Origin of the sequence: Streptomyces sp. NPDC007189, from assembly GCF_040703635.1 — a bacterium.
Lineage (GTDB): Bacteria > Actinomycetota > Actinomycetes > Streptomycetales > Streptomycetaceae > Streptomyces.
Map to the genome: position 1 here is coordinate 130,381 of NZ_JBEYEY010000012.1, position 20,910 is coordinate 151,290.

A 20,910-nucleotide genomic window follows, 5' to 3' on the forward strand; every position below is an offset into this window, starting at 1 on the left:
CCTCCCGACGCGGGAGGAGCCCCTTGCGCGGGAACGGCTAGGCTCCTGGCCATGTCTCGCATCGACGGCCGTACTCCCGAACAGCTCCGACCGGTCACCATCGAACGCGGCTGGAGCAAGCACGCCGAGGGCTCCGTCCTCGTCTCCTTCGGCGACACCAAGGTGTTCTGCACCGCCTCCGTGACCGAGGGCGTCCCGCGCTGGCGCAAGGGCAGCGGCGAGGGCTGGGTCACCGCCGAGTACGCCATGCTGCCCCGCGCCACCAACACCCGCGGCGACCGCGAGTCCGTCAAGGGCAAGATCGGCGGCCGTACCCACGAGATCTCCCGGCTCATCGGCCGCTCCCTGCGCGCCGTCATCGACTACAAGGCGCTCGGCGAGAACACCATCGTCCTCGACTGCGACGTCCTCCAGGCCGACGGCGGCACGCGTACGGCGGCCATCACCGGCGCGTACGTCGCCCTCGCCGACGCCGTCGCCTGGGCGCAGGGCAGGAAGCTGATCAAGGCCGGCCGGCAGCCGCTCACCGGAACCGTCTCCGCGGTCTCCGTCGGCATCGTCGGCGGCGTCCCGCTGCTCGACCTCTGCTACGAGGAGGACGTGCGCGCCGAGACCGACATGAACGTCGTCTGCACCGGCGACGGCCGCTTCGTCGAGGTCCAGGGCACCGCCGAGGCCGCCCCCTTCGCCCGCGAGGAACTCGACGCCCTGCTCGACCTCGCCGTCGGCGGCTGTGCCGAACTCGCCGCCCACCAGCGGACGGCGCTCGAGGCCACGCTCGCGGCGCAGAAGTAAACGGCGGACAAAGCCAACCAGGGCGCGCGGGCAACCCCCGCGCCCTCCCCGGCGTCCTAGGAACGGACAGCCCACCAGGGGAGGGGAACACCGCCATGGCCGTCAGTCCGCGCCGACGCCGTCTCACCGCAGCCGCCGCCGTGGCGCTCGCCGCGCTCGCCGCCGGCCTCACCGGCTGCGACAGCGTGAACAAGGCCCTGGACTGCGTGCAGACCGCCGACTCCATCGCCGACAGCGTCACCAGCCTGCAGCAGGCCGTGGAGAACGCCGCGAACGACCCCGCCCAGGCGGACAGCTCCCTGAACGCCATCGAGACCGACCTCGGCAAGCTCGGCGACAAGACCGACAACGCCGACGTCAACAAGGCCGTCGACGACCTGAAGAAGGCCGTGGGCAACGTCCGTACGGCCCTCAGGAACGGGGACCGCACACCGGACGTCAGCCCGGTCACGGACGCGGCCGGCGAACTGACCAAGGTCTGCACGAAGTAGCGCCCCGAGGGAGAGCGCCGCTCAGTACCCCCGGCGCCGCTCCCGCTCATCGCGGCGTTCCTCGCGCCGCGCCCGGTGCACCTCGTTCCGGGACTCCCTGCGCTCCAGCCTCTCCTGGCGGCGCTGCTCCTTCAGGGCGAGGCGTTCCGCGCGGGTGACCTTGCGTTCCACCGCGACCCCGCCCCAGAAGGCGAACCCGCCGATGACCACGCGCGGCGCGCCCGGCTCGGGCGGGCCGGTGTCCCGCGGGTGGTCGAAGCCGCCCATGATGCCGATGCCCCGCACCACGACCTCGACCCCCGGCGGCACGATCACCTGCACGCCGCCCATGACCGCCACGCAGTTGACGACGACCTCGCGGTCCGCGAAGTCCGCCTCCCGCAGGTCGATCTCGCCGCCGCCCATGAACGCGAAACAGGTGAACTGCCGCGGCACCGTCCAGCGGCCCTTGCGCTGGAACCCCGACATGACGGCGACCGCACCCGCCGAGGACCCCTCGCCCCCCACGATCCGGCCGGCCCAACCGCCGCCGTCCGCCGGCTCCTTGGTGAAGGACACCGGAGCAGGCGCCGGTGCGCCGCCCGCCGGCAGGTCACGCGTGAGCGGTGCCAGCTCGCCGTACGTGCGCGCCTTGTACGCCGCGTCCAGCCGCTCCTCGAACTCCCCCATGTCCAGCCGGCCCTCGGCCAGAGCGTCCCGCAGGACCTCGGCGACCCGCTCACGGTCGGCGTCGGACGCCCTCAGGTCCGGGACTGCGTCGTCGGTCATGACAGCAGCCTACGAGACCGCCTTCTCCGCGTACATCTTGGCGATGACGGCCTCGATGTCCGGCTCCCGCACCGACAGGTCCACCAGCGGATACTGCGCCGCGAGATACGCCACGAGCGGCGCCGCCGACTGCCCCGCCGGGAACGCCAGCCACTGCCGCGGCCCCTCCACCCGCACCACCCGCGCCGACGGCACCTCGACGGGCGGCACCTCCCGCTCCAGGTCCACCACCAGCGTCCGCTCGCTCTCCCCGGCCTCGTGCAGCCCCGCGAGCGGACCGTCGTACACCAGCCGGCCGTGGTCGATCACCATCACCCGCGAGCACAGCTGCTCGATGTCCTGCAGGTCGTGGGTGGTCAGCAGCACCGTCGTGCCCCGCTCCGCGTTCAACTCCCGCAGAAAACCCCGCACTTTCGCCTTCGACACCACGTCCAGGCCGATCGTCGGCTCGTCCAGGTACAGCACCTCCGGGTCGTGCAGCAGGGCCGCCGCGATGTCCCCGCGCATCCGCTGCCCGAGCGACAGCTGCCGCACCGGCACGTCCAACAGGGCGGCCAGATCCAGCAGTTCCACGCACCGGTCCAGGTTCTCCCGGTAACGCGCCTCCGGGATCCGGTACATGCGGTGCGCCAGCCGGTAGGAGTCGATCAGCGGCAGGTCCCACCACAGCGTCGTACGCTGCCCGAACACCACCCCGATCCGGTGCGCCAGCCGCCGCCGCTCCCGCGACGGATCGATGCCCGCGACCCGCAGCCGGCCCGCGCTCGGCGTGAGGATCCCCGTCAGCATCTTGATCGTGGTCGACTTCCCGGCGCCGTTCGGCCCGATGTACCCGACCATCTCCCCGCGCCCCACGGTGAACGACAACGAGTCCACCGCCCGCACCTCACGCCGCTCCCGTTTCAGGAACCCGGTCTTCCTGCGCACGGAGAACACCTTCTCCACCCGCTCCAGTGCGATGAAGTCACCCACGCCTAGCTCCCTGTGCTCCGGTACGAACGAAGTCCCGCCCGCCAGGCCAGCCCCGCCAGCGCACAGCACCCCACCGCCACCAGCGGCGGAGCGAACGCCGTCCACCCGGGCAGCCCCAGCGGATACGACCGCCCCAGCACATAGGTGGCGGGCAGCCAGTTGACGAAGGCCAGCGGCAGCACGAACGTCACCCCGCGCACCAGCTCCTTCGCGAACACCGTCGGCGGATACTGCAGCAGCGTCGTACCGCCGTAGGTGAAGGCGTTCTGCACCTCCGACGCGTCCGACGCCACGAACTGGAACGCCGCCCCCGCCACGAACACCGCGCAGAAGATCCCGCAGCCGCTCACCAGCATCACCGGCATCAGCAGCAGCTTCAGCGGCGTCCAGTCGACGTCCAGCCGCACCAGCGCCCACCCCAGCACCAGCAGGCCCTGCGTCACCCGGCCCAGCCGGCGCAGCGCGAACTGGTCGGCCGCCACCTGCGCCAGCACCGGCGCCGGACGCACCAGCAGCGTGTCCAGCGTGCCGTCGCGCACCCGGCGCCCCAGCCGCTCCATCGACCCGATCACCAGATCCGCCAGACCGAACGCCGTCCCCGACAGGCCGTACAGGAACGCCACCTCCGGCAGCGACCAGCCGCCGAGCGCGTCCACCCGGGAGAACATCAGCAGGATCGCCACGAAGTCGAAGAACGTCGTCGCGAAACTGCCGAACGTGGTCATCGCGAACGAGGCGCGGTACGCCATCGTCGACCGGATCCACATCCCCGCGATCAGCAGATAGGCCCGCACACCCGCACGGACCCGCCCCGCCTCAGCCACCCTGGACCACCACCCGCCGCGTCGCCGCCGACTGCACCAGCCGCCCGGCGCCCAGCAGCACCACCGCCCATGTGCCCTGGAACACATACGTGCCCAGCGGATCACCGTGCTCGAGCAGGATCTCCGCCGGCGCCTGCAGCAGCGACGACCAGGGCAGCGCCCGTACGACCTCGCCGAGCGCCCCCGGGAAGACGTTCAGCGGCAGCAGCATCCCCGAGCAGAAATAGCCGACCAGCCAGGACATCTGCGTCACACCCATGCCGTCCAGCAGCCAGAACGCGCTCAGCGCCACCAGGTACCGGATGCCGAACCCGACGATCATCGCCAGCACCACAGAGACGAGGAAGGCGGCCCAGGTGCCCACGTCCGCCGGCAGGTACACCGGGAAGAACAGCGCGCCGAACACGAACGGCACGAGCCCCCGCCCCAGCAGCTGGAAGAACGCCCGCCCCAGATCGGTGGCCAGCCACCACAGCTGCAGGTCGGCGGGCCGGTACAGGTCGATCGCCACGTCCCCCGTACGGATGCGCTCCATCAGCTCGCCCTCGACGCCACCGCCGCCGATCGCCAGCGTCGACAGGAACGCCTGCCCCAGCCACACATAGGTCACGACCTGCGCCTGGTCCCACCCGCCGAGGTGCGGACGCTCGTCCCACAGGGCGCGATACGTGTACACGAGGATCAGACCGAAGACCGTGTTCGTGAAGACCCCTGCCGCAGTGGCGGTCCGATACGTCGCGTACCGTCTGAATCCCCCCGCCGCGACGGCCACGTACAACCGTCCCGCGCCCACGCCAGTCCACCTCCCGGGACCGCTCGACACCGAAGCGCAGGAGCCTAGTCCCGGGGCCCGGCGGCCGGCCACACAATTTCGTGCCCGAAGCGTGCTGGAATCCGGGAACGGAACGCCTGGTGCGAGAGTCTTCAGACTGGGGGCGCAGAAGCGTACGAGGCGTACGGGAACGTACGACGCGAAACAGGAGTCCGTGCACGACATGAGCGACGAGCCGCAGCCGCAGCAGCCGACCGAGGCCGTGCCGCCGAGAAAGCCGCTGCCGGCTGAAGGGCCCGGTGACCCCGGGGACCAGGAGACGGTCAGCACGACCACGGAGGAACCGATCAGCAAGACGGAACCGGAGACGCCGAGGACATCGGCGGGGACCGGGGAGTCCGGGTCCTGGGCCGGTGGTGTTGGTGATGCCGGGGCCCGTGAGCCTCGTGCGGCCGGATCACGTGCCGCGGGGTCGGGTGACCACGCTGCGGCCCTGGACGGCTCGGCTGAGCAGGACTCGTCGGCCCCGGACCGCACGGCATCGATCGCCCGCGCCCGCCAGGCGGCTCGCGGCGGTCGGACGGAGCGGCAGGAGACGAACGAGCCTGCGGCGGCCCCGGCGTCCGGGCGGTCCCCGGCGGGCTCCGGGAAGGCGCGGGTGCCGGCGGCGCGTGCCGGCTCCGAGCAGGCTCAGTCGGCCGAGAGCACGCAGGTGCTCCGGCGGGTCACGGCACCCGGGGCCCAGAAGGACCGGTCCGGCAAGGCGGCCGGAGCTGCCCAGGCTTCCGGTGCGGCGGGGACGCCCGAGACCACCCAGGTCCTGCGTCGCGTCACCGCACCCCGAGCAGCCGAACCGGGCGCTTCCGCCAAGACGCCGTCCGCTTCTCCGTCCGGCACCCCGAACGCCACCGGCCGTACCTCCCCGGGGACCGGACCGAACGCCGGCGACCGTACGTCCGGGGCGACCGGCGCGGACGACACCGGCCGTACGTCCGCGGTGACCGGGGCGGACGCCGTCGGTCGTACGTCCGGGGTGACCGGCGCGGACGCCACCGGCCCTGCGCCCGGGGCGACCGGCGTGGACGCCGCCGGCCGTGCCCCTCGTACGACCGGCTCCGACACCACCCCCCGCGCCGCGCGCCCGGCCGGCGGCGCGGACCGCGCTGCCCGGGCCGCCGGGGCGCTCGGCGCCGCCGGCCTGGCCGCCGGTTCCGCCGGCCAGGCATCCCAGGCGGGCCCCGCGGGCGCGGCCGGCACGGCGAGCGCGGCCGGAGCAGCCGCCCGCGGCACCGGCGCAGGCGCTCCCACCGGCCCCGCCGCCCGGACCCGCACCCCTGTCACCGGCACCGCCTCCACCGGCACCAACGCCGCCCCGACCTCCGCATCCCCCGACGACCCCACCACCCTCCTCGCCGCCACCCCCTCCGACGCCGCGCCCGCCGGAGGCGACGGCGGGAAGAAGGGGAAGCGGCCCAAGCGGACCGGGTGGCGGCGGGTCGTTCCGAGCTGGCGCATGGTGCTCGGCACCTTCTTCGTCGGCGTCCTGCTGATCATCGGTCTGTTCTTCCTCGGCTACTCCATGGTCAACATCCCGCCGGCCAACGCGCTCGCCACCAAGCAGGCCAACGTCTACCTCTACGCCGACGGCTCGCAGATCGCCCGCGACGGCGAGATCAACCGGGAGAACGTGACGCTCGCCCAGGTCTCCAAGGACGCCCAGCACGCCGTACTCGCCGCCGAGGACCGCGACTTCTACACCGAGTCCGCGATCGACCCCAAGGCGATGATCCGCGCCGCCTGGAACACCGCGACCGGCAAGGGCAAGCAGTCCGGCTCCACGATCACCCAGCAGTACGTGAAGAACTACTACCTGGCCCAGGAGCAGACGCTCACCCGCAAGGCCAAGGAGTTCTTCATCTCCATCAAGCTGGACCGCAACAAGTCCAAGGACGACATCCTCGAGGGCTACCTCAACACCAGCTACTTCGGCCGCAACGCCTACGGCATCCAGTCCGCCGCCCAGGCCTACTACGGCGTGGACGCCAGGGACCTCGACCCCGCCCGCGCCGCCTACCTCGCCGCGCTCGTCAACGCGCCCAGCGAGTACGACGTCGTCGCCCACCCCGAGAACAAGGCCGCCGCCGTCGCCCGCTGGAACTACGTCCTGGACGGCATGGTCAAGAAGGGCTGGCTCAGCCAGTCCGAGCGCGCCGGGATGAAGTTCCCGATGCCGAAGGAGCAGACCGTCTCCACCGGCCTGTCCGGCCAGCGCGGCTACCTCGTCGAAGCGGTCAAGCACTACCTGACCACCAACAACATCATCTCCGACGACCAGCTCGCCGCCGGCGGCTACCGCATCACCACCACCATCCAGAAGAACCGGCAGAACGCCTTCGTCAAGGCGGTGAACGACCAGCTGATCGCCAAGCTGGACAAGAAGAACAACAAGGTCGACACCTACGTCCGCGCCGGCGGCGCCTCCGTCGACCCCAAGACCGGCAAGGTCGTCGCCATGTACGGCGGCATCGACTACGTCAAGCAGTACACCAACGGCGCGACCCGCGGCGACTTCCAGGTCGGCTCCACCTTCAAGCCGTTCGTGTTCACCTCCGCGGTGCAGAACGGCTCGACCACCCAGGACGGCCGCCCCATCACCCCGAACACCATGTACGACGGCACCAACGAGCGCCCCGTACAGGGCTGGAGCGGCGGCCCCTACGCCCCGCAGAACGAGGACCAGAAGTCCTACGGCCAGATCACCGTCACCAAGGCCACCGACCTGTCCGTGAACGCCGTCTACGCACAGATGGCCGTCGACGTCGGCCCCGCCAAGGTCAAGCAGACCGCCGTCGACCTCGGCGTCCCCTCCGACACCCCGGACCTCCAGCCGTACCCGTCGATCGCCCTCGGCACCGCCACCGCCAGCGTCCTGGACATGGCGGAGTCGTACGCCACGCTCGCCAACCACGGCCGGCACGGCACGTACACGATGATCGAGAAGATCACCAAGGACGGCACGGACGAGGTCGAGCTGCCCGACCAGGCGGTCAAGCAGGCCGTGCCCCGCGAGGCCGCCGACACCACCACTTCCATCCTGCGGAGCGTGGTCGACAACGGCACCGCCACCGCCGCACAGGCCGCGGACCGCCCGGCGGCCGGCAAGACCGGCACCGCCGAGAACGACACCGCCGCCTGGTTCGCCGGCTACACCCCCGACCTGGCCACGGTCGTCTCCGTCATGGGCCAGGACCCGGTGACCGCCAAGCACATGCCGCTGTACGGCGCCCTCGGCCAGGACCGCATCAACGGCGGCGGCGCCCCGACCCAGATCTGGGCGCAGTACACGCACGACGCGCTGCAGGGCACCCCGTCCTCCGACTTCGACCTGCAGTTGGAGCAGGGCGCCGACCAGCCGCAGCCGTCCGGCTCCGACAATCCCAGCCAGCCCGCCACCACCCCCGGCCAGAACAACGGCGGCACCACCGGCACCCCGACCGGCGGCACCCCGACCGGCACCCCCACCAACGGCGGCACCACCGGCACGCCCACCAACGGCGGTACGGCCACGGGCGGCAACACCACCGGCACCCCCACCACGGGCGGCGGCGCCGACGGCGGTACGACCACCGGCGGCGGCACCAACGGCGGCACCGACACCACCGGCGGCGGCACGACCGGCGGCCAGACCACCAACGGGGGCGCGGCCAACGGCGGGCCCACGGACGGCGGCGGTACGACCGGCACGGCCGCCGGCGCGGGAGGCGGCGACCCGGCCGTCTGACGCTTCCGCGCCCACGCCCACCTCGAGCGGACCGGCGACGACAAGCAGAACCGAACGACAAAGGGGCTGGTGACCACGGTCACCAGCCCCTTGCCGCCAGCCGCTTCACCGCGGCGGACTCACAGATACAGCCCGGTGGAGTCCTGCGACCCCTCGAAGCGGTCCGCGGCCACGGCGTGCAGATCCCGCTCACGCATGAGCACGTACGCCACACCGCGCACCTCGACCTCGGCCCGGTCCTCCGGGTCGAACAGAACCCGGTCACCCGGCTCCACGGTCCGCACGTTCTGCCCGACCGCGACGACCTCGGCCCAGGCCAGCCGCCGACCGACCGCGGCGGTGGCGGGAATCAGAATGCCGCCCCCCGACCGCCGCTCGCCCTCACCGGTCTCCTGCTTGACCAGAACCCGGTCGTGCAGCATCCGGATGGGAAGCTTGTCGTGATGGGGGGTGCTGTGCTCGTTTCTGTTGGCGCTCACGCCTCGAACCTACCTGCCTTCGACCCGCTCGTCCGCCTCCGGGTCAGCCCTTGCGCCGCCGCGTACCCAGGGCCAGCAGCCCGACGACACCGACCGCGACCAGCGCGACGGGCACGACCCGCGCCATCCGCAGCGCGCCCTCCTCGTCGACGAACTGCCCCCTGACCTCGCTCACCACCCGGTTGACCTGCACATAGGCGCGCCCGACGGTGTGATCGACCTGGGCGACGACCTTCGCCTTCGCATCCCCGATGATCGTCTGCGGGTGCACCCGCACCCCGATCTCGTCGAGCGTCTCGGCCAGCACTTCACGGCGGCGCTTGATGTCCGCCTCGATCTGCGCCGGGGTTCTGGTGTCCGCCGTGTCCGCCACCGTACGGCCTCCGAAGTCTGCCGAAGTCTCCTGATGCTGTCCCGAACAGTCTGTCAGCTTCTCCTCACGGCGCACCGCAAGGCCCCCCGGTTACGCTGGCCCGATGAGCGAGCGACTCCAGCCGGGGGACGTGGCCCCCGCCTTCACCCTCCCCGACGCCGACGGCAACGAGGTCTCCCTGTCCTCCCACCAGGGCCGCAAGGTCATCGTCTACTTCTACCCCGCCGCCCTGACGCCAGGCTGCACCAAGCAGGCCTGCGACTTCACGGACAACCTCTCCCTCCTGGCCGACGCCGGCTACGACGTCATCGGCATCAGCCCCGACGCCCCGGAGAAGCTCGCCAAATTCCGCGAGAAGGAGTCCCTCAAGGTCACGCTGCTGGCCGACCCGGACAAGAAGGTCACCGAGGCCTACGGCGCCTACGGCGAGAAGAAGAACTACGGCAAGACCTACATGGGCGTCATCCGCTCCACGATCATCGTCGACGAACAGGGCAAGGTCGAAAAGGCCCTGTACAACGTCCGCGCCACAGGCCACGTAGCCAAGATCATCAAGGACCTGGCCATCTGACCCCCGCCCCAACGACTGGCGGCTCGCACCGGAAGGACTTGGTGCGAGCCGCTTTCTCTATTACCGCGCGTGACTGTCCGACAACCGGCTCGTTACTCCGTACGGGCAACGAACGCTTGCCCGGAAAGGGGGGCTCGATGGGGGCCGGCGCATACACGAAGGAACGGCTGGAAGAGGCGGCTCGCGGGGCACGGACGGTGTCGGGGGCTGACGCGCGCGGTTCTTGAACCAGTGGTGGCAGCATCCACCAGCGTCAACGAGGTGGTGCGCCGGCTCGGGCTCGGCTCTGTGGGTGGCCACCAGGCCAACATCGCCCGGCGGATCAAGACGTACGGACTCGACACCTCGCACTTCACGCCTGCGATCCGAACCGAGCGGATGAGGCACAACCAACGCCGCCGAACCCCCGCAGAGATCCTCGTCGAGGACACATCGGCGCACGCGGCGCATCCCGTATGAGCAGCGGAGTGCAGTACACCCGCGAACGCCTGGTCCAGGCAGCCGCGCAGTGCTCGAACCTTGACGAGGTCATCGCCTTCTTCGGCACGCGGCCGTACGCCAATGCCCGTCGATACCTCACGAAGCGATTCGCCGATTTCGGCATCGACATCTCGCACTTCTCGCCATGCGGCAGGCAGGCGCGTCCCACTCGTGATGAATTACGAGCGGTGGTCGACGAGTCGGCGTCCGTCGCCGAGGTGCTTCGCCCCTTGGGCCGTCCGAGCAACGGCGGTCAGCGCGCGACGCTTCGCACGTGGATCGCCGAAGACGGCCTCGACACCGCCCACTTTGTCGGTCAAGCGCATCAGCGAGGAAAGCCGGCTCCGAATGCCAGACGGCCGGAAGACGTCCTGGTACGGCACGACGGCGGACACCGGATCGCGACCGAACGCCTCCGGCGCGCACTCCGCGAAGTGGGCGTACCCGAACAGTGCGCCAGATGCGGGGTCGGTCCCGAGTGGCGGGGGAGGCCCATGACGCTTGAGGTTGACCACATCAACGGGGACTGGCGCGACAACCGGCGGGAGAACCTGCGGTTGCTGTGTCCCAACTGCCACGCGATCACCAGCACGTGGTGCAGGGGCGGCAGAACGCAACGGACCACTCCCGGTACGATGACAGGCAACCAGCGGCGGTGGCGCAATGGCGACGCAGCAGGTTTAGGTCCTGTGGCCCCTGACCGGGCTTGAGGGTTCGAATCCCTTCCGCCGCACGCGAACGGCCTGCGAATCGAAAGCTGGACTCGCAGGCCGTTTCCGTCGCTCTCAGCCCACCAGCTCCCGTACCACCGGTACCAGTGCCCGGAACGCCTTGCCGCGGTGGCTGATGGTGTTCTTCTCGTCCGGGGTCAGTTCGGCACAGGTGCGGGTTTCGCCGTGCGGCTGGAGGATCGGGTCGTAGCCGAAGCCGTTCGTGCCGGCCGGCTCGCGGCGGAGGACGCCGCGGAGTTGGCCCTCGACCACGCGCTCGCGCCCGTCCGGCAGGGCCAGGGCCGCCGCGCAGGCGAAGTGGGCGCCGCGGTGTTCGTCGGCGATGTCGGCGAGCTGGGCGAGGAGGAGGTCGAGGTTGGCCTTGTCGTCGCCGTGGCGGCCCGCCCAGCGGGCGGAGAAGATGCCGGGGGCGCCGCCCAGGACGTCGACGCAGAGGCCGGAGTCGTCGGCGACCGCCGGGAGGCCGGTGGCCTGGGCGAGGGCGTGGGCCTTGAGGAGGGCGTTCTCGGCGAAGGTGACGCCGGTCTCCTTGACGTCGGGGACGTCCGGGTAGGCGTCCGCGCCGATCAGCTCGTGGGGGAGTCCGGCCTCGGCGAGGATCGCCCTGAGTTCGGTGATCTTTCCGGCGTTGCGGGTGGCGAGGATCAAGCGGGTCATGTCCGCCACCCTATTCCCGCCTCCGCGCCTACAGTTCCGCCTGGCCCGCGCCCTTGAGCGTGCCGAGGTCGAAGATCGCGGCCATCCTGGCGAAGCCGAGGTCGCTGGGGTGGAGGTGGTCGCCGGAGTCGTAGTCGGGGCGGAGGCGGCGCGGGTCGTAGGGGTCGCGCAGGGCCTTGTCGAAGTCGACGACGGCGTCGTAGACGCGGCCGGCGCGGATCTCCGCGTTGACCTGCCGGCGGACGGCCTCCCGGGCCGGGGTCCAGCCGCGGTGGCCCTCGAAGGGCATGAGGGTGGCGCCGACGACCTTCAGGCCGTGCGCGTGGCCCTCGCGGACGAGGGTGCGCAGGCCGCCGATGATCTTGTTCGGGTCGGCGAGGCGGGGGTTGCGGAGGATGTCGTTGACGCCGAGGTCGATGACGACGACCTTGACGTCGGGGTGGGAGAGGGCGTCGCGGCCGAAGCGGCCGAGGCCGCTCTGGTTCTCGGCGGGGCGGCCGAGTCCGTCGGCGAGGACCTGGTTGCCGCTGATGCCTTCGTTGACGACGCTGTAGCGCGGCACCTGGCGTCCGCTCTCGACGGCGGTGCGCAGGCGGCCGGCGAGGAGGTCGGGCCACCGGTGGTTGGCGCCGATGGTGGAGGTGATGCCGTCGGTGATGGAGTCGCCGAAGACGACGACGGTGCCGTCGGCCTCGTTGCTGAGGAGGTCCAGGCCGGTCACGTAGCGCCAGTAGGGGGTCTGCTCGGTGTAGGGGGTGCCGGTGGCGTCCTCGGTGGCGTCGCCGGCGGCGACGTAGGAGATCTGCCGGGCGTGCGGGTGGTAGGTGACGGGGCCTGAGGGGGTGGGCGAGTAGGTGGTGATCAGGACGTCGGTGCCGTGGGGGACGGTGAGGCGCACGGCGTCGCTGGCGGCCTGTTCGCCGGCGGGGATGACGACGGTGGTGGAGCCGTTGAAGGTGAGGCGGCGCATGGAGCCGGGATCGGCCGCGGCGGTGCCGTCGCCGGTGGAGAGGGCGATGGAGGCGTGCGTGATGGTCAGCGGGGAGTGGCCGTAGAGATTGGACAGCGTGATCCGGGCGCTGGTGCCGCCGGTGTCGGCGTGGACGACGTTGCGGACGGAGTGGCCGGCGAGGCCTTCGGTCTCGGTGCCGGGCTCGCCGCCGACGGGGGAGGTGGACCAGGCGCCGACCCAGATGCCGGTGGAGGCGGGGGCGACGGAGGCTCCGTGGTGGGGGCGGTCGTCCGTGAGGGCGCCGCCAGCGGTGCCGCCGTCGGCGGCCACCGTGAGGTAGATGGCGGCGGACACGGCCAGGACCAGCGCGACGAGTGCGCTGAGCACCGCATAACCATGACGCTTGGTCATGCTTGTGTTGTTCTCCTCGGGGATGGGAGCCCGAGGCTCCGATCGTGATGAGCCCATGATGCGTCATGGGCGGGGGAGAGCTGTCAGGACCCTGTCCGAGCCCCCGGTCTTTCAGACGCCGGGAACTGTTGTTCCGTTCCGGGAGTCGGTCAGGAAGGGACAATTGTGTGCGGGATCACCGACGTGATCGCCGGACGTGATCGCCGGACGTGATCATCGTACGGCCGAGCTGAACGGGTGGAGCTGATGGGACCTACGGAGACCGGGACGGCGCCGGCGCGGGGTGTGTCGTACCGGACCATGACGGCCTTCACCCCGGCCGACGAGGAACGCCGGCGCGGGGTACGGCGGATGAAGCTGACGGCGACGGCCATGCTGCTGTTCGTGGCGGTGGTCTATGTGCTGGCCAAGCTCGCCTCGCACGAGGGGGCGGGGGCGTGGGCGGGCTATGTGGCGGCCGCCGCGGAGGCCGGCATGGTGGGCGCGCTGGCCGACTGGTTCGCCGTGACGGCGCTGTTCCGGCATCCGCTGGGGCTGCCCATTCCGCACACCGCGATCATCCCCACCAAGAAGGACCAGCTGGGCGTCTCGCTGGGCGAGTTCGTGGGGGAGAACTTCCTGTCCGAGGACGTCGTACGGCAGCGGCTGCGCGCGGTCGGCATCGGCAGCCGGCTGGGGGCGTGGCTGGCGGAGCCGGAGCACGCGGACCGGGTGACGGCGGAGCTGGCGACGGCGCTGCGCGGGGCGCTGACGGTGCTGCGGGACGCGGATGTGCAGGCGGTGGTGAGCGAGGCGATCACGCGGCGGGCGAACACGCAGGAGGTCGCGCCGGGCATCGGCAAGATGCTGGAGAAGATCGTGGCGGACGGCGGGCACCGGCGCGCGGTGGACCTGGTGGTGGCGCGTGCGCACGACTGGCTGGTGCTGCACCGGGACGATGTGATGGTGGCGGTGGAGGGCGGTGCTCCCGGCTGGACGCCGAGGTTCGTGGACCGGAAGGTCGGCGAGCGGGTCTACAAGGAGCTGCTGCGGTTCGTCACCGAGATGCGGGACATGCCCTCGCATCCGGCGCGCGGCGCGCTGGACCGGTTTCTCACCGATTTCGCCTCTGATCTGCAGTCCGACTCGGACACCCGGGTGCGGGTGGAGCGGCTGAAGGCGGAGGTGCTGGGCCGGGGCGAGGTGCAGGACCTGATCGCGTCGGTCTGGACGGCCGTACGGTCGATGGTGGTGGCGGCGGCCGAGGACGAGCGGAGCGAGCTGCGGGTGCGGGTGCGGGCGGCGCTGCTGTCGCTGGGGGCGCGGATGGCGACCGAGCCGAAGGTGCAGGGGAAGGTCGACAGCTGGGTCGAGGGCGCGGCGGTGCACGTGGTGACGACGTACCGCAAGGAGATCACCTCGCTGATCACGGACACGGTGGCGGGCTGGGACGCGGAGCACACCACCCGGAAGATCGAGGCGCACATCGGCCGCGATCTGCAGTTCATCCGGATCAATGGCACGGTGGTGGGGTCACTGGCGGGACTGCTGATCTACACGGTGACGCGGACGCTGGGCGCTTGAGGAGCGGTTCCGACTGGTTCCGCGGGTCGGGGGCACCCGTTGTGCCGTCCCCCGTTCGTCGCCGTGGGGACGTCCTTCGAGGAGGAGGGAGCCCATGAGCGCAGCCGAGGCGTCGTCGCCGGGCATCGGGAGGCCCGGGGAGACCGGCAGGACGATCACCACCGACATTCCCGCGCGGCTGGACCGGCTGCCCTGGTCCCGCTGGCACTGGACGATCGTGATCGGTCTGGGGACGGTGTGGATCCTGGACGGTCTGGAGGTCACGGTCGTCGGCAACATCGCGAGCCGTCTGGCCGAGCCGGGCAGCGGGGTGTCGATCACGTCGGGTCAGATCACCGGTACGGCGGCCGCGCTGTATGTGGCCGGCGCCTGCTTGGGGGCGCTCTTCTGGGGGCGGCTGACCGACCGGTTCGGCCGCAAGAACCTGTTCATGATCACCCTGGCGCTGTATCTGGCGGCCACGGCGCTCACGGCCGTGTCCTGGGAGGCCTGGTGGTTCTTCCTGTTCCGCTTCCTGACCGGGTTCGGCATCGGCGGTGAGTACGCGGCGATCAACTCCGCGATCGACGAGCTGATCCCGGCGTTCTACCGCGGCCGGGTGGACCTGATCATCAACGGCAGCTTCTGGCTGGGCGCGGTGGGCGGCTCGCTGCTGTCGATCGTCGCGCTGAACACCGATCTGCTGGCGAAGAACGTCGGCTGGCGTCTGACGTTCGCCCTCGGCGCCGTCCTGGCCCTGGTCATCCTGCTGGTACGGCGGCACGTCCCGGAGAGTCCGCGGTGGCTGCTGATCCACGGCAGGGACCGGGAGGCGGAGGGGATCGTCTCCGGGATCGAGCACCAGGTGGAGCAGGAGAAGGGGGTACGGCTGCCGGAGCCGGAGGGCGAGCTGGAGATCCACCAGCGCAAGAGCGTGACGTTCCTGGAGATCGCGCACACGGTGTTCGCCCGCTACCGCAGGCGTGCCGTGCTCGGCTTCTCCCTCTTCATCGGGCAGGCGTTCCTCTACAACGCGATCACCTTCGGCTTCGGCGCGATCCTGACCAAGTTCTTCAACGTGCCCGCGGACCACACCGGTTACTACTTCGCGGTGATCGCGGTCGGCAACTTCTGCGGGCCGCTGCTGCTGGGCAAGCTGTTCGACACGGTGGGCCGCCGGGTGATGATCTCCTCGACGTATCTGCTCTCGGGTCTGCTGCTGTTCGGCACGGCGTGGCTGTTCGACCGGGGCGCGCTGAGCGCGGGGACGCTGACGGCCTGCTGGTGCGCGGTGCTGTTCTTCGCCTCGGCGGGCGCGTCGAGCGCGTATCTGACCGTCTCGGAGATCTTCCCCATGGAGACCCGGGCGATGTCGATCGCGTTCTTCTACGCCCTCGGCACCGCGGCCGGCGGCATCAGCGGGCCGCTGCTGTTCGCGGACCTCACGGGCACGGGCCGGGTCGGCGACACGGTCCTGGCGTTCTCGATCGGCGCGGCCCTGATGTGCGCGGCGGGCCTGGTCGCCGCCGTACTGGCGGTACGGGCGGAGCGCCGCTCCCTGGAGGACGTCGCCCGCCCGCTGACGGCGGTGGCGAGCCGGGCCAAGGCGGCGACGCGGGGGACGCGCGGGCCGAGCGAGGGGCCCGCGGCACCGCCGGCGGCGAGCACGCCGTAGCCCGGCCGGTGTCAGGCGCCGGTGGTGGAGCCGGGCCGCACGATCATCAGGACGGTCACGGCGGCCCAGAGCAGGTTGAACACCCCGGTGAGCATGGCGAGCCGCACGGTGTCCGTGCCGCGCCCTTCCACCAGCGCGCTCTGGGCGGGCAGCACCAGCGCGGCGAGGACGACGGCCGCGAGGGCGGTGAGCACGATGGACGCGATCAGCCACGCGCTCCCGAGTACGCCCATCTCGCCGGCGGTGGCGAACCCGAAGACCGGTACGGCGACACCGACGAGGGCGTAGACCCGGCAGACCCGGTGCAGGAGGTTCAGGGCCCCGGTGGCGCTCACGTCCTCGGGGGCGGCGAGGGCCCGGCGCGCGGCGGGCGGGAACATGCTGGCGGCGACGGTCACGGGCCCGACCGCGACGATCGCGGCGAGGACGTGGACGACGAGGAGGAACTTGGTCACGGGGTGACGGTAGGGGCCGGGGGGATCTTGGAGAACTGGCGAAAGTGCCAGGGTTCGACGGTTTTCCGCCAGGCGGGGGAACAGGGTGCTGGGCCGGCGTCCGAGCGGCTCGGGACGGCAGGCAGGGCCGCTTCCTGCACAGTTCGGTGCTGATGGGGCCGCCGTTGGCCGTAATCCGTCGTAGCTCTACGATCCCGCCATGCACACCGTGGCCGTACTGGCGCTGGACGGCGTCATCCCGTTCGACCTGTCCGCCCCCATCGACACCTTCGGCCGGGCGCGGCTGCCCGACGGCCGGGAGCCGTACCGGGTGCGGGTGTGCTCGGTGCGGGAGGAGGTGAGCGCGGGCGCGTTCACGATGCGGGCGCCGTACGGCCTCCAGGAGCTGGCCCAGGCCGACACGATCGTCCTGCCGGGCGTGGCGGAACCCCCGCCGGAGCTGCCGCCGGGCGTGACCGGGGCGCTGCGCGCGGCGGCGGCGAACGGCACCCGGATCGCTTCGGTGTGCGTGGGCGCGTTCCTGTTCGCGGCGACGGGCTTGCTGGACGGGCTGCGCGCGACGACGCACTGGCGGGCGGCGGAGCAACTGGCGGCGCGGTACCCGGCGGTGACGGTGGACCCGAACGTCCTGTACGTCGACAACGGCCAGTTCCTGACGTCGGCGGGCGCGGCGGCGGCGCTGGACATGTGCCTGCACATGATCCGGCGGGACTTCGGCTCGGCGGTGGCGGCGCACGCGGCCCGGATGTCGGTGATGCCGCTGGAACGGGAGGGCGGGCAGGCCCAGTTCATCGTGCACGACCTGCCGCCGGCGCCGTCGGGCGCCACCTTGGAGCCGTTGCTGCACTGGCTGGAGGACCACTGCGGCCGCGATCTGCCGCTGGACGAGATCGCGGCGCAGGCCGGCATGAGCACCCGTACCCTCAACCGCCGCTTCCGCGAGCAGACGGGCACGACGCCCTTGCAGTGGCTGCACCGGGCGCGGGTACGGCGGGCCCAGCACCTGCTGGAGACCACGCCGTACCCGGTGGAACGCATCGCTGCCCAGACCGGTTTCGGCTCGCCCACGGCGTTCCGGGAACGCTTCCGGAGGGTGGTGGGGACGAGCCCGCAGGCGTACCGGAGGGCGTTCAGGGCGGGGGAGAGGCCGTAGCGCGGGGGCGGTGCCCGCGCCTTTCAGACCTCCCGGTGTCCGTTTCAGGCCTTGCGGTCGGCGACGGCCCAGGAGGCGAGGGCGACGGCGCCGGCGACACCGAGGACGGAGGGCCAGGCGCCGATCTTCTTGGCCAGCGGGTGGGACCCGGCGAACCCGGCGACGTACGCGGCGCTCAGCGCACCGGCGGCCTTCCCGCCGGCCCGCGCCCGCCACTGCCGGGCGGCGGCGACCCCGGCGGCGGCCAGGACGGCCCCGCCCAGCTGCCGCTTCCTGGTCCAACGGGCGACGCCGTACCCACCGACGAGCCCGGTCGCGGCGACGACTGCACTGGGAACCCTGGCCACGACAGCCTCCTCTTTCTCCACTTTTGCGCGGTGTCCGAGCCCGAGGCTAGCGCGCGGTCGGCCACACTCCCCGAACCTGAGTCGAGGCTTGTCAAGTTTCCGGCGGAGAGTTATATAAGAAGAAGCCGTAGGGCATCGCATACCAGCCCCTGAAGAGAGGAGTGACCTGTGATGCTCATGCGCACGGACCCCTTCCGTGAACTCGACCGCCTCACGCAGCAGTTCTTCGGAGACGCCACGCGTCCGGCCGCGATGCCGATGGACGCCTATCGCGCGGGGGACGCGTTCCTGGTCCACTTCGACCTGCCCGGCATCGACCCCGAGTCGATCGAACTGGACGTGGAGCGCAACGTCCTCAACGTCCGCGCCGAGCGCCGCAACCCGGCCCCCGAGGACGCCGACATGCTCGTGGCCGAACGCCCCGCGGGCACCTTCACCCGTCAGCTGTTCCTCGGTGACACCCTCGACACGGAGCACATCGACGCGTCGTACGAGGCCGGCGTCCTGACCCTGCGCATCCCGGTGGCCGAGCAGGCCAAGCCGCGCCGCATCCAGATCACGGGCGGCGACGCGGGCCGCAAGGAGATCAGCGGCTGACGGCGGCCCCGCCGGCCGGCTGACGACACCGCGCGTCCCGGACTCCCAGCGAGCCCCGGGACGCGCCGCCCTGCGCACTCCGGCCGCCACCACCCAAGCCGCACGAAGGTCACCCGGGCCACCAGGCCCGATCGGGCCACGCGTTGGCCCGAATCACACCTATAACAACAGCAAAACGGGGTATTCGGGGTCCACACCCGATACCTCACGGCGCGACCTGCCGATCTCCGGATCTGCCGGTCCGCCGCAGTATCGAAGCGTCCGGAGGAGGAGCCACCACGATGACCGTGACGACCCCGCAGCCGAGAACGACGATCCCGACCCCGACCCCCCTGGTCACCCGCGACCGCGACACCGACACCACGCGCTGGCACGAACTGACCGAGAGGGTGCGCGAGGCGGGCCAGTACACCACGAGGGCGGAGGCCGAACGCGTGACCCGCATCGTCCTCTCGGCCCTGGGCGGCCATGTCACCGGCGACGAACGCGTCGCCCTGGTGCAGGCCCTCCCCCAGGAGGCGGGCCGCGTGATCGCCTCCCAGATCCCCGCGACCCATCCCCTCACAGCCCGGGAGTTCGTCGACTCGGTCGCCACCCGCATCGAGGGCGCGACCCCGGCAACGGCCCGCTGGGACGTCAGCTCGGTCCTCAGCGTCCTCGCGGACTGGGTGGGCGACCCCCTGACCACCGACCTCCTCACCCAACTTCCCCCGGGCTACGCCCTCCTCTTCGGTCGCGCGGACTTGATCCCCACGGCATGACAAGGCCCCGGGCGCCGCACACCACCGTGCGGCGCCCGCCGCGTACCTGCTCCTCCCCGCAGCCGTCACTCCTATCCGGCGCCCCACACCGCGACCGCGCCCCTCAACCAACGACGCGAACGCAGCGCCCCCAGGGCCCAACTCCGCCAAGCCGCCCCTTCCCCGGGGCCGCCCGGTCGCTTCTCCCCCGTGCTGGAGCGAGCCGAGTCAAGGGTGGCCCGCAGGGCCATCGCCGAAGGCGACGCGGCAGTGAAGCGCAGCGGAACGGACGCGCCCTTACTCGGCTCGCGGAAGCACGACACTGACCAAAGAAGCGGGCGGCCCTACGGCAACGCGTAACCAACAGCAACTCAATACGGCTGCTTGTCACACCGCGCCCGCTCATAAGGCAGGACACGGCAGCTCAGGCTTCGAACGGTTCGGAGAACAGGCCACCACCGCGAGCGACAGATACGAAGGCCGCTCGAGGTAGAACCCAAGCGACACATCCCGCCCTGAATCCAGCCTCTCAGCAATCGAGTTGACCAGCACGGCGTGATCCATGAAGTCCCGCTCCCACTCGGATGCCATCCGAGGCGCGTACTCGCCCACGCATGCCCCCACCCACCCGGCGGCATCCTTGGCCTCGTCCCACGTGCCACGCACCAGCGAGAGCGGCTTGACGAGCCAGTACGCCGTTTCCAAGGGAGGAAGATCCACGGTCGGAAAGGCCGCCGCCACCTCCCGATAGCGCTCGATCAACTCAGGCTTGCACCCGGCCGGTGGTGGCTCAGGATGCGGAGGCCGCCGTAGCGCCTCCTGGTCGAAACGCTCTTTCGCTCCGACCCACAGATAGCCGTGGTAGTGCACCAGTCATCCCTGTCGGGCCTCGAAGGACGAGCGGGGCCGGTCCCGGCTTCCCCACGGAAGCCGGGACCGGCCCGTGAAGGTCAGACGGACAGCCCGAACCGCGCCGGATCGATGCCGGCCACGGCCAACTCCTCCGTCGTGAACCGCAGCGGCTCCGCATCCGGCCGCTTGCTGTCACCCAGCGCCCAGGCGTCGTCGCCGATCCGCGCGAGCGTCACGCACCCCTCGGTGCAGGGTCCTCCGCAAGCCTTCACGAAGGAGACCCCGCTGATGTCGAGCCCATACAGCTTGTTTCCGTCCAGCATCACTGCACCTTCCTGCTCAACTGGTCACGGCCACGACTGACCGCCGCCGCCCGGATGGGCGGGAGTTCATGGGAGGAGTCAGAGACCTCAGAGCCCGGAGCGTTTACCGCGCCTCTCGCAGCGCATGCATTGACACGGCGGCCATTCATTCACGATCAGAGGTGGGAGG

At 71.3% G+C, this 20,910-nt stretch carries 21 protein-coding genes, 1 tRNA gene and 2 pseudogenes; 12 read left to right on the top strand and 12 right to left on the bottom strand.

Annotation, left to right across the window (positions count from 1 at the left end; translation table 11 throughout):
- Positions 1-51: 51 nt before the first annotated feature.
- Entirely contained in the window at positions 52-795 is a 744-nt protein-coding gene (rph, locus tag AB0950_RS24195) for a ribonuclease PH (RefSeq protein WP_360145425.1), read from the top strand.
- Positions 796-890: 95 nt separating this feature from the next.
- Positions 891-1,286, top strand: coding sequence for a hypothetical protein (locus tag AB0950_RS24200; protein WP_360145422.1), 396 nt, complete (start codon positions 891-893; stop codon positions 1,284-1,286).
- A 21-nt stretch (positions 1,287-1,307) separates the two neighbouring features.
- On the opposite strand, the gene AB0950_RS24205 is transcribed toward AB0950_RS24200, so the two are convergent.
- Genes AB0950_RS24205 through AB0950_RS24220 form a run of 4 tightly spaced genes read right to left on the bottom strand, consistent with a single transcriptional unit; the run spans position 1,308 to position 4,643 of the window.
- Positions 1,308-2,054 (bottom strand): DUF1707 domain-containing protein, encoded by a 747-nt coding sequence (locus AB0950_RS24205; RefSeq protein ID WP_360145419.1) that lies wholly within the window; start codon positions 2,052-2,054, stop codon positions 1,308-1,310.
- 9 nt (positions 2,055-2,063) lie between these two features.
- Entirely contained in the window at positions 2,064-3,026 is a 963-nt protein-coding gene (locus AB0950_RS24210) for an ATP-binding cassette domain-containing protein (protein ID WP_366779382.1), read from the bottom strand.
- A 2-nt stretch (positions 3,027-3,028) separates the two neighbouring features.
- Positions 3,029-3,793, bottom strand: coding sequence for an ABC transporter permease (locus tag AB0950_RS24215; protein WP_366779439.1), 765 nt, complete (start codon positions 3,791-3,793; stop codon positions 3,029-3,031).
- A gap of 49 nt (positions 3,794-3,842) precedes the next feature.
- Positions 3,843-4,643 carry an ABC-2 family transporter protein gene (locus AB0950_RS24220; protein ID WP_366779383.1) on the bottom strand — a complete coding sequence of 267 codons (801 nt, stop codon included), beginning with the start codon at positions 4,641-4,643 and terminating at the stop codon, positions 3,843-3,845.
- A 1,057-nt stretch (positions 4,644-5,700) separates the two neighbouring features.
- On the opposite strand from AB0950_RS24220, the gene AB0950_RS24225 reads away from it, so the two are divergent.
- The gene (locus tag AB0950_RS24225) at positions 5,701-8,403 is read left to right on the top strand and encodes a transglycosylase domain-containing protein (protein WP_366779440.1); all 2,703 of its coding nucleotides are present in this window, start codon (positions 5,701-5,703) and stop codon (positions 8,401-8,403) included.
- Between the two features lie 119 nt (positions 8,404-8,522).
- Here the strand turns inward: AB0950_RS24225 and AB0950_RS24230 are convergent, their stop codons facing one another.
- Both AB0950_RS24230 and AB0950_RS24235 read right to left on the bottom strand, forming a co-directional pair.
- Positions 8,523-8,882 (bottom strand): co-chaperone GroES, encoded by a 360-nt coding sequence (locus tag AB0950_RS24230; RefSeq protein WP_360145410.1) that lies wholly within the window; start codon positions 8,880-8,882, stop codon positions 8,523-8,525.
- Between the two features lie 43 nt (positions 8,883-8,925).
- Positions 8,926-9,255: a DUF3618 domain-containing protein gene (locus tag AB0950_RS24235; protein WP_360145407.1), complete on the bottom strand. Its 330-nt coding sequence runs from the start codon at positions 9,253-9,255 to the stop codon at positions 8,926-8,928.
- A gap of 103 nt (positions 9,256-9,358) precedes the next feature.
- Here AB0950_RS24235 and bcp point away from each other — a divergent pair, with 103 nt between their 5' ends.
- From bcp to AB0950_RS24255, 4 genes and pseudogenes are all read left to right on the top strand, one after another.
- Entirely contained in the window at positions 9,359-9,826 is a 468-nt protein-coding gene (gene bcp, locus AB0950_RS24240) for a thioredoxin-dependent thiol peroxidase (protein ID WP_360145404.1), read from the top strand.
- Between the two features lie 137 nt (positions 9,827-9,963).
- Positions 9,964-10,270, top strand: a pseudogene (locus tag AB0950_RS24245) (HNH endonuclease); the annotation flags it as partial.
- Positions 10,271-10,281: 11 nt separating this feature from the next.
- Positions 10,282-10,914 (top strand): annotated as a pseudogene (locus AB0950_RS24250) (HNH endonuclease signature motif containing protein); the annotation flags it as partial.
- 41 nt (positions 10,915-10,955) lie between these two features.
- Positions 10,956-11,039: transfer RNA gene (locus AB0950_RS24255), tRNA-Leu, on the top strand.
- A gap of 52 nt (positions 11,040-11,091) precedes the next feature.
- Here AB0950_RS24255 and rdgB read toward each other — a convergent pair.
- Both rdgB and AB0950_RS24265 read right to left on the bottom strand, forming a co-directional pair.
- Positions 11,092-11,694 carry an RdgB/HAM1 family non-canonical purine NTP pyrophosphatase gene (gene rdgB, locus AB0950_RS24260; RefSeq protein WP_360145401.1) on the bottom strand — a complete coding sequence of 201 codons (603 nt, stop codon included), beginning with the start codon at positions 11,692-11,694 and terminating at the stop codon, positions 11,092-11,094.
- Positions 11,695-11,722: 28 nt separating this feature from the next.
- Positions 11,723-13,057, bottom strand: coding sequence for an SGNH/GDSL hydrolase family protein (locus tag AB0950_RS24265; protein ID WP_360572473.1), 1,335 nt, complete (start codon positions 13,055-13,057; stop codon positions 11,723-11,725).
- 246 nt (positions 13,058-13,303) lie between these two features.
- Here AB0950_RS24265 and AB0950_RS24270 point away from each other — a divergent pair, with 246 nt between their 5' ends.
- Together AB0950_RS24270 and AB0950_RS24275 are read left to right on the top strand one after the other, a co-directional pair.
- Positions 13,304-14,620: a DUF445 domain-containing protein gene (locus tag AB0950_RS24270; RefSeq protein WP_366779384.1), complete on the top strand. Its 1,317-nt coding sequence runs from the start codon at positions 13,304-13,306 to the stop codon at positions 14,618-14,620.
- Positions 14,621-14,714: 94 nt separating this feature from the next.
- Entirely contained in the window at positions 14,715-16,274 is a 1,560-nt protein-coding gene (locus tag AB0950_RS24275) for an MFS transporter (protein ID WP_366779385.1), read from the top strand.
- An 11-nt stretch (positions 16,275-16,285) separates the two neighbouring features.
- Here the strand turns inward: AB0950_RS24275 and AB0950_RS24280 are convergent, their stop codons facing one another.
- The gene (locus AB0950_RS24280) at positions 16,286-16,729 is read right to left on the bottom strand and encodes a hypothetical protein (protein ID WP_360145389.1); all 444 of its coding nucleotides are present in this window, start codon (positions 16,727-16,729) and stop codon (positions 16,286-16,288) included.
- Between the two features lie 199 nt (positions 16,730-16,928).
- On the opposite strand from AB0950_RS24280, the gene AB0950_RS24285 reads away from it, so the two are divergent.
- Positions 16,929-17,882 (top strand): helix-turn-helix domain-containing protein, encoded by a 954-nt coding sequence (locus AB0950_RS24285; RefSeq protein ID WP_366779386.1) that lies wholly within the window; start codon positions 16,929-16,931, stop codon positions 17,880-17,882.
- Positions 17,883-17,926: 44 nt separating this feature from the next.
- On the opposite strand, the gene AB0950_RS24290 is transcribed toward AB0950_RS24285, so the two are convergent.
- Positions 17,927-18,229, bottom strand: a complete 303-nt coding sequence (locus AB0950_RS24290) for a hypothetical protein (protein ID WP_360145383.1) — start codon at positions 18,227-18,229, stop codon at positions 17,927-17,929.
- A gap of 171 nt (positions 18,230-18,400) precedes the next feature.
- Here AB0950_RS24290 and AB0950_RS24295 point away from each other — a divergent pair, with 171 nt between their 5' ends.
- Together AB0950_RS24295 and AB0950_RS24300 are read left to right on the top strand one after the other, a co-directional pair.
- On the top strand, positions 18,401-18,826 hold the full coding sequence (locus AB0950_RS24295) for an Hsp20/alpha crystallin family protein (protein WP_360145380.1): 426 nt from the start codon (positions 18,401-18,403) through the stop codon (positions 18,824-18,826).
- 281 nt (positions 18,827-19,107) lie between these two features.
- A complete protein-coding gene (locus tag AB0950_RS24300; RefSeq protein WP_360145377.1) occupies positions 19,108-19,587 on the top strand; it encodes a DUF2267 domain-containing protein in 480 nt (159 codons plus the stop codon).
- A gap of 381 nt (positions 19,588-19,968) precedes the next feature.
- Here AB0950_RS24300 and AB0950_RS24305 read toward each other — a convergent pair whose 3' ends face one another.
- The gene (locus tag AB0950_RS24305) at positions 19,969-20,436 is read right to left on the bottom strand and encodes a hypothetical protein (protein ID WP_366779387.1); all 468 of its coding nucleotides are present in this window, start codon (positions 20,434-20,436) and stop codon (positions 19,969-19,971) included.
- Positions 20,437-20,516: 80 nt separating this feature from the next.
- Positions 20,517-20,741, bottom strand: coding sequence for a DUF397 domain-containing protein (locus AB0950_RS24310; protein WP_360572459.1), 225 nt, complete (start codon positions 20,739-20,741; stop codon positions 20,517-20,519).
- Positions 20,742-20,910 lie beyond the last annotated feature (169 nt).

Excerpts from the sequence above, each read along its gene's own strand:
- rph (WP_360145425.1), top strand. The coding sequence starts at position 52 with ATGTCTCGCATCGACGGCCGTACTCCCGAACAGCTCCGACCGGTCACC.
- AB0950_RS24200 (WP_360145422.1), top strand. The coding sequence starts at position 891 with ATGGCCGTCAGTCCGCGCCGACGCCGTCTCACCGCAGCCGCCGCCGTG.
- AB0950_RS24205 (WP_360145419.1), bottom strand. The coding sequence starts at position 2,054 with ATGACCGACGACGCAGTCCCGGACCTGAGGGCGTCCGACGCCGACCGT.
- AB0950_RS24215 (WP_366779439.1), bottom strand. The coding sequence starts at position 3,793 with ATGTGGATCCGGTCGACGATGGCGTACCGCGCCTCGTTCGCGATGACC.
- bcp (WP_360145404.1), top strand. The coding sequence starts at position 9,359 with ATGAGCGAGCGACTCCAGCCGGGGGACGTGGCCCCCGCCTTCACCCTC.
- rdgB (WP_360145401.1), bottom strand. The coding sequence starts at position 11,694 with ATGACCCGCTTGATCCTCGCCACCCGCAACGCCGGAAAGATCACCGAA.
- AB0950_RS24265 (WP_360572473.1), bottom strand. The coding sequence starts at position 13,057 with ATGACCAAGCGTCATGGTTATGCGGTGCTCAGCGCACTCGTCGCGCTG.
- AB0950_RS24270 (WP_366779384.1), top strand. The coding sequence starts at position 13,304 with ATGGGACCTACGGAGACCGGGACGGCGCCGGCGCGGGGTGTGTCGTAC.
- AB0950_RS24275 (WP_366779385.1), top strand. The coding sequence starts at position 14,715 with ATGAGCGCAGCCGAGGCGTCGTCGCCGGGCATCGGGAGGCCCGGGGAG.
- AB0950_RS24285 (WP_366779386.1), top strand. The coding sequence starts at position 16,929 with ATGCACACCGTGGCCGTACTGGCGCTGGACGGCGTCATCCCGTTCGAC.
- AB0950_RS24295 (WP_360145380.1), top strand. The coding sequence starts at position 18,401 with ATGCTCATGCGCACGGACCCCTTCCGTGAACTCGACCGCCTCACGCAG.
- AB0950_RS24300 (WP_360145377.1), top strand. The coding sequence starts at position 19,108 with ATGACCGTGACGACCCCGCAGCCGAGAACGACGATCCCGACCCCGACC.
- AB0950_RS24310 (WP_360572459.1), bottom strand. The coding sequence starts at position 20,741 with ATGCTGGACGGAAACAAGCTGTATGGGCTCGACATCAGCGGGGTCTCC.